Origin of the sequence: uncultured Thiodictyon sp. (assembly GCF_903828115.1) — a bacterium.
Lineage (GTDB): Bacteria > Pseudomonadota > Gammaproteobacteria > Chromatiales > Chromatiaceae > Thiodictyon.
The window spans coordinates 1-6,785 of record NZ_CAIKKU010000077.1 but is presented as its reverse complement, the minus strand read 5'-3'; the positions used below and the strand labels follow the sequence as shown (position 1 = coordinate 6,785).

Here is a 6,785-nt window from a genome sequence, read left to right as displayed (position 1 = left end):
GTCGTAATCGTGGTCGGATTATTCGATTACGACAACGACAACGACAACGACAACGACAACGACAGCGTACCCGGGATCTCGGTCACCGCATCAGTTCTGATCGCACCCGCAGACCAATGAGGCCTTGAACATGTCTGAAGACGGCACGGCACGCATCCTGATCATCGACGATGAGCCCATGGGCATCGAGATCATCGCCCGGGCGCTCGCCCCGGACTATACCTGCGAGTTCGCCCTGTCCGGGCCCGAGGCCCTGGCGCGACTGGGAACGGGGGAACTGCCGGCCCTGATCCTGCTCGACGTCATGATGCCGGGCATGGACGGCTTCCAACTGTGCCGGTGGCTCAAGGCCGAGCCAGGCACCCGGGAGATTCCCGTGATCTTCATCACGGCGGCCCAGAACAGCGAGAGCGAGACCAGCGCCCTGCTGGCCGGCGCGGCGGACTTCATCAACAAGCCGGTCAATCCCCAGGTGCTGCGGCTGCGCGTCGGGATGCAGATCCTCCTGCGCGAGCGCGAACAGACCTTACGCGGGCTGAACGCTGGGCTGGAGCAACGCGTGAGCGAACGCACCCGGGCGCTGCGCGAGAGCCTGGCCCAGGTCGAGGCCGCCAATCGGGCCAAGGATCGGTTGCTGGCCAACATGAGTGTGGAGCTGCGGACCCCACTCAACGGCATCGTCGGCCTGCTCGGGCTCCTGCACCAGGAGGAAACCGATGCGGATAAGCAGGAGCGGCTCGCCGCCGTACTGGGTATCGCCGCGGCCCTGTCCCGGCTGTTCTGCGACATTCTGGAGCTCTCCTCCTTCGAGACCAACCAGGTGCTGCTCAATCCGCACGAATTCGCGCCGGACGACCTCTATCGCCGCCTCTACGCGGCCGTGGGTCCGCCGGCCGCGGCCAAGGGCCTCGACCTGCGGCTCGATCTGGCGGGCCTGCCGCCCTGCCTCTGGGGCGACCTGGAACGCCTGTCGCAACTGCTGATCCAGTTGCTGGGCAATGCGGTGAAGTTCACCGCGGCCGGTTCCGTCACCCTGCAGGTCCGGGTCGCGGGCGAGGCCGGCGAGCGACTCCGCCTCGCCTTCGAGGTCGCGGACACCGGTTGCGGCATCCCGAGCGAGGCCCGGGCGCGGGTCTTCCTGCCCTTCGAGCAGGGCGATCAGGCCGATCTTTCAGGCGCCGGCGGCCCCGGGCTCGGCCTGACCATCGCCCGGCACCTGGCGGGTCTGATGAACGGCGGACTGCGGCTGGCCGCGAGCGATGCGACGGGCAGTACCTTCGTCGCCGAGGTCTGGCTGGACCGCCTGGCCGAGTCGGCGGCGGACCTGAAACCGCGCGCGCACTGAAGGCCCACCCCGGACCCGGCCACCTCGCACCCATGAAACGTATCACCGCGATTGCCCTGGCCTATGCACTCTTGGGGGCCGCCGGCCTCACCCTGGCGATCCCGCCCGGTTACGCCAGCCCGGTGTTCCCGGCCGCCGGCCTGGCGCTCGCCTGCACGCTCTGGTTCGGGCGCGCGGCGCTGCCCGGCGTCTGGCTCGGCTCCGCGCTGCTCAATCTCGCGCAGACCTGGCTGGGCAGCACGCTCAACCCGACCACGGTCGGCGTGGCGCTGGTGATTGCCGGCGGCGCGACCCTGCAGGCCGAGGGCGGACGCTGGCTGGTGACCCGGTGGCAGGGGACCGCCTGGCGCGCCTTGGAGCGCGACCAGGACGCCTTCGCCTTTCTGCTGCTGGGGGGCGTGCTGGCCGCGGTGGTCTCGGCGTCCATCAGCGTCACCGCGCTCGCCGCGACCGGGGTGGTCGAGCGCGCCGAGGTGCCCTTCACCTGGTGGAACTGGTATGTCGGCGACTGCCTGGGCGTGCTGGTGTTTGCGCCGCTGGCGCTGTCCCTGCTCAACCGGCAGGACCCCCTGTGGCGGGAACGTCGCCGCCGCTTCCTGATCCCCATGCTGCTGACCCTGGGCCTGGCCGGGCTCGCCTTCTACGGCGCCGCGCGCTGGGAGCGGCTGTCGCAGGACGGCCAGTTGCAGGGCGATGGCGAGACCATCGCCAGGCGCATCAACGACCGCCTGATCACGCACCGGGAGGTGCTGTCCTCGCTACGCCATTTCATTGAGGCGACGCCGGACTTCAGCTTCGCTCAGTTCGAGCAGTTCACGCGCCTTACCCTGCACGACAACCCCGACCTCTTCGCACTCAGCTTCAATGACCTGGTCACGGATGCCGAGCGCCCGGCCTTTGAACGTCGGCTGAGCGCCGGGTCGGCGTTCGGCCCCTACCGGATCACCGAGCGCGACCGCGAGCGGCGCCTGGTCCCGGCCGCCGCCCGGCCCGAATACGTGGCGGTGCGCTATATCGTGCCCCTGGCCGACAACCGGCCGGCCCTGGGCTTTGACATCAATTCCGAACCGGTGCGCCGTGCGGCCATCGAGCGGGCGCGCGCCAGCCGTGCCATGGCCGTCACCGCGCCCATCCGTTTGGTCCAGGAGCAACAGCCCCGGGTGGGGGTACTGGAACTGCTGCCCGTCACTGAGACGCCCGCGCCGGGCGGCCCGCACGAGGGTCGCCTGAGCGGTTTTGCCGTCGGGGTGGTCAAGGTGGACGAACTGGTCGAGATCGCGACCCGGGGCCTGGTGCCGGCCGGGCTGGTGCTGCGCTTGACCGATCCCGCGGCGCCCGTGGCCCAAGCCCTGCTCTACCAGTCGCAGCCCGGGGACGCCGGGCCCCGCCCGCAAGCGGCGCTCCACTGGGGCACCGTGCTGCGCCTGGGGGATCGTGACTGGGACCTGTCGGTCACGCCCACCGCGGACTATTGGCAGCAACACCGGCCCTGGCTGGCCTGGGCCGTGGGCGTGGCGGGGCTCATGTTCGCCACCCTCCTGCAGGTGCTGATGCTCGGCATGACCGGACGCACCGCCGCGATCCAACGCTATCGCGACAACCTGGAGGAACTGGTCGAGGAGCGGACCGGACAACTGGCCGAGCGCACCCGACAGGCCGACGCGGCCAATCGGGCGAAAAGCGAATTCCTCTCCAACATGAGCCACGAGATCCGCACCCCGATGAATGCCATGCTCGGCCTGGCGCAGGTGCTGGAGCGCGACACGCTGTTACCCGAGCAGCGGCAGATGGTGCAGCGCATCCGCGCGGCCGGGCGGACACTGCTCGGCATCATCAACGACATCCTCGACCTCTCCAAGATCGAGGCGGGACAGATCCAGGTCGAGACGCACCCCTTCGAACTGCTGCCCATCCTGGGGCAGGTCGAGAGCCTCATGGGCCAGCTGGCCCGCACCAAGGGGCTCGGTTTGCGGATCGACGCGCCGCCGGGTCTCGCCAACTGGCTGCGCGGCGACCCGTTGCGCCTGGAGCAGGTCCTCGTCAATCTGGTCGGCAACGCGGTGAAATTCACCGAGCGGGGCCTGGTGCAGGTCCGCGTCCGGCAGCCCGATGCGGACGCGGACCGGGTGCGGCTGCGCTTCGAGGTGGCCGATACCGGCATCGGCATCGCACCCGAACACCTGGTTACCTTGGGCCGGCCCTTCACCCAGGCCGACGGCACCATCAGCCGCCGGTTCGGCGGCACCGGGCTGGGACTTGCGATCAGCAAGCACCTGGTCGAACTGATGGGCGGCACCTTCGGCTGCGACAGCGCCCTGGGGGTCGGCAGTACCTTCTGGTTCGAGTTGCCCTACGCGCGGGCCACCGCGGACGACGCCCTCCCGGCCCCGGTCCCGACACCGGCGCCGGGGCTCGGGCCGCGGCTGCGCGGGCGGCACTACCTGGTCGTGGATGACAGTCACATGAACCGGGACCTCCTGGAGCGCGCGCTCACCCGCGAAGGCGCCCGCGCGACCCTGGCCGCCGATGGCCGGCTGGCGCTGGACCTCCTGCGGGCGCAGCCGCAGGGCTTCGCCGCCGTCCTGATGGACATCCAGATGCCGGTGATGGATGGACTCGCCGCCACCCGCGCGATCCGCGACGAACTCAAGCTGGTCGCGCTGCCGGTGATCGCCTTCACTGCCGGGGTGCTGCTGGAGCAACGCCAAGCCGCGCGCGACGCCGGGGTCAACGATATCCTGAGCAAGCCGGTGGACCTGAATGAACTGGTAGCGGTGCTCCAGCGCTGGAGCGCGCCCGCCGCGGCCGAGGCCCCGGCGCCCACACCGGCACCGGCATGGGAGTCACCGGCGGAACATGACCTGGAGCCCCCGGCGGACTTTCCCGCCATCCCCGGCCTCGACACCCGCCGCGCGGCGCTCCAACTCGACCACGACTGGGACTTCTTCCTGGCATTGCTGCGCGATTTTGCCGCCGAGCACGCCGATGCGGCGCAACGGATTCGCCTCGACCTGGAGTGCGGCCGCCGGCCCGAGGCGGCGCGCGCCCTGCATACGCTGCGCGGCACCGCGGGAAATCTCGGCGCCCACGACCTGGTGCAGAGCGCGGCGGTCCTGGAGGCGGCGATCAGCGCCCGGCAACCGGATCTGACCCCCTTGCTCGAGGCCTTCGGCACCCAGTTCGCCGCGGTCCTGGCGGGCCTCGCCCCCTGGCTGGAGGAACCGGTCGCCGGCGTGCCGGACGCGGCCGGGGAGGCCCCGCTCGACGCGGCGCGGCTCGCCGCCCTGCGCGATGCCCTCGCCCACGATGACCTGGCGGCCCTGGACCTCTTGCGCACCTTGCAACCGGCCCTGGCCAAGGCCCAGGGTCAACCGGCGGTGCAGTCCCTGGCCGCGGCCATGCACCGCCTTGACTTCGACACGGCACTGGCCCTGCTCCAAGCACATTGGCCCGAGCCTGCGGACCCCGGACCCCCGGGGTCGGCATGACCCATGGGCGAATGCCGCCGGCAGGCCGTCCCGCGGCACGCGGCGAAACTCGACGTCAGACTGGAGGAACAGAACCCTTGAACACCCCGCACGACACCAAGGCACGGATCCTGATCATCGACGACAGCCCGGCCAACATCCACATCATGGCCCGCGCGTTCGCCCCCGAGTTCATTTGCGAATTCGCCCTCTCCGGGCCCAAGGCACTGGCCCGCCTGCACGGCGATGACCTGCCGGACCTGATCCTGCTCGACCTCATGATGCCGAGCATGGACGGCTATGAAGTGCTGCAGCACCTCAAAGGGGACCTGCGCACCCACCAGATTCCAGTGATCGTCATCACGGCCAGCAACGACCCGGAAAGCGAAACCCGCGCCCTGCTGGCCGGGGCCGCGGACTTCATTCAGAAACCCGCCAATCCCCATGTGCTGCGCCTGCGCGTCGGGACGCACATTCTGCTGCGGGAGCGCGAAGAGGCGCTGCGCCGGATCAACGAGGAGGTCAGGCAACTCGCCTTTTACGACCAACTGACCGGTCTGCCCAACCGGCGCCTGCTGCTGGACCGCCTCGAACAGCCCAGCCGCCGCCAGGATTTCGGCGCCCTGATGTTCATCGACCTGGACGACTTCAAGGCCCTCAACGACACCCTGGGCCACACCGCGGGCGACCTGCTGCTCCAGGAGGTCGCCCGGCGTCTGACCGGCTGCGTGCGCCGCAGCGACAGCGTCGCCCGTCTCGGGGGCGACGAGTTCGTGGTCGTACTGGCGAATCTGAGCCGGCCCCTGGAGGCCGGGGCGGCCCAGGCCGGACTGGTCGGCGGCAAGATCCTGGGCGCACTCCACCAGCCCTATCGCCTGGCCGACAGCGACCACGCGTGCACCGCGAGCATCGGGGTCGTCATGTTCGACCAGGATCAGGCCTCCGTGCAGCAGTTGCTGGAGCGCGCCGATATCGCGATGTATCGCGCCAAGGCGGCTGGCCGCAATACCCTGCGTTTCTTCGATCCGGCCCTGGAGGCGCGCTTCGCCGCCGTTGCGATCAGGACCTGATCGCGCAGAAGGCCCTGACCGCGGCCGGGACCCTCCCGCCGGTGCTGCCGGTGGTCCTCTACAACGGCGAGTCGCGCTGGACGGCGCCGACGGAACTGTCCGTCCTGATCGACCCGGCCCCGGGCGGACTGGCACACTATCGCCCCCACTGGTCCTACCTGCTGCTCGACGAAGCTTCATCCGCAAGAAGCGCCCCGGCATCCGTTTACCGGACATCAATGATTTTCAAGAGGTGCATGTCATGTTGCAACAACGGGTTGAAAGTGGAACGCGGAGATCCTGGAGCGGGGGCGCAAGGAGGGCCTTGCGCAGGCGCGCCGTGAAATGGCCGCGGCACTCCTTGAGCGCACCGCCCTGGACGACGCGGCCGTTGCCGATCTGACCGGGCTCTTCCACGACGCGATCCGGGCCCTGCGCACGACACCGACCGAACATTAGGGGGTCGAATGCGAGGGAGCGGCGGCGTTGGCTTCGGTGGACTGCGCTATCGCTTGTCCACCCTAAAGCCGGAACGATGATCATTTGGAGTCCAAGGCTTCAGCCTTGGCCGGCCGATCCAAGGCTGAAGCCTTCGACTCCTCCCGAAAACCCCGAGAGACCCCGAGATGTCGACACGCGGCTGGTACGACTATTACATCATCGCCCCCCACACGGGAACGCTGTCGCTCGCCATGCGATTCTACAAATGGGGCGATGCCACCCCCGAGAACGCACTCGACGAGTATCTGCTGTTCCGCGAGACCCTGAGCGCGCATGACGGGCGTCTGCCGGTCGAATGGCTCGACCGCCTGCTGCGCGATCAGTTGGGCGAGCTGCACCCGGAACTGCCGCCGCAGTTCGCCACCGGGGCCTTTCTGTTTCTGCTGCAACGCGCCGCGGAGTGGATCGAGCACAACCGCTGGC

4 protein-coding genes are annotated in these 6,785 nt (G+C 69.5%); all 4 read left to right on the top strand.

The features are described 5' to 3' along the window. Positions 1-130 precede the first annotated feature (130 nt). A complete protein-coding gene (locus QZY48_RS02800; protein ID WP_295427407.1) occupies positions 131-1,345 on the top strand; it encodes a response regulator in 1,215 nt (404 codons plus the stop codon). Positions 1,346-1,377: 32 nt separating this feature from the next. Then, positions 1,378-4,833: a CHASE domain-containing protein gene (locus QZY48_RS02795; protein WP_295427405.1), complete on the top strand. Its 3,456-nt coding sequence runs from the start codon at positions 1,378-1,380 to the stop codon at positions 4,831-4,833. A gap of 77 nt (positions 4,834-4,910) precedes the next feature. Beyond that, complete coding sequence (locus QZY48_RS02790; protein WP_363182438.1) at positions 4,911-5,882, top strand: diguanylate cyclase; 972 nt, start codon at positions 4,911-4,913, stop codon at positions 5,880-5,882. A gap of 605 nt (positions 5,883-6,487) precedes the next feature. Further along, on the top strand, positions 6,488-6,785 hold a 298-nt coding region (locus tag QZY48_RS02780), incomplete at its 3' end, for a hypothetical protein (protein WP_295427402.1).

What these genes read in the sequence shown, in the direction of transcription:
- QZY48_RS02800 (WP_295427407.1), top strand. Translation starts at nt 131, where the DNA reads ATGTCTGAAGACGGCACGGCACGCATCCTGATCATCGACGATGAGCCC.
- QZY48_RS02795 (WP_295427405.1), top strand. Translation starts at nt 1,378, where the DNA reads ATGAAACGTATCACCGCGATTGCCCTGGCCTATGCACTCTTGGGGGCC.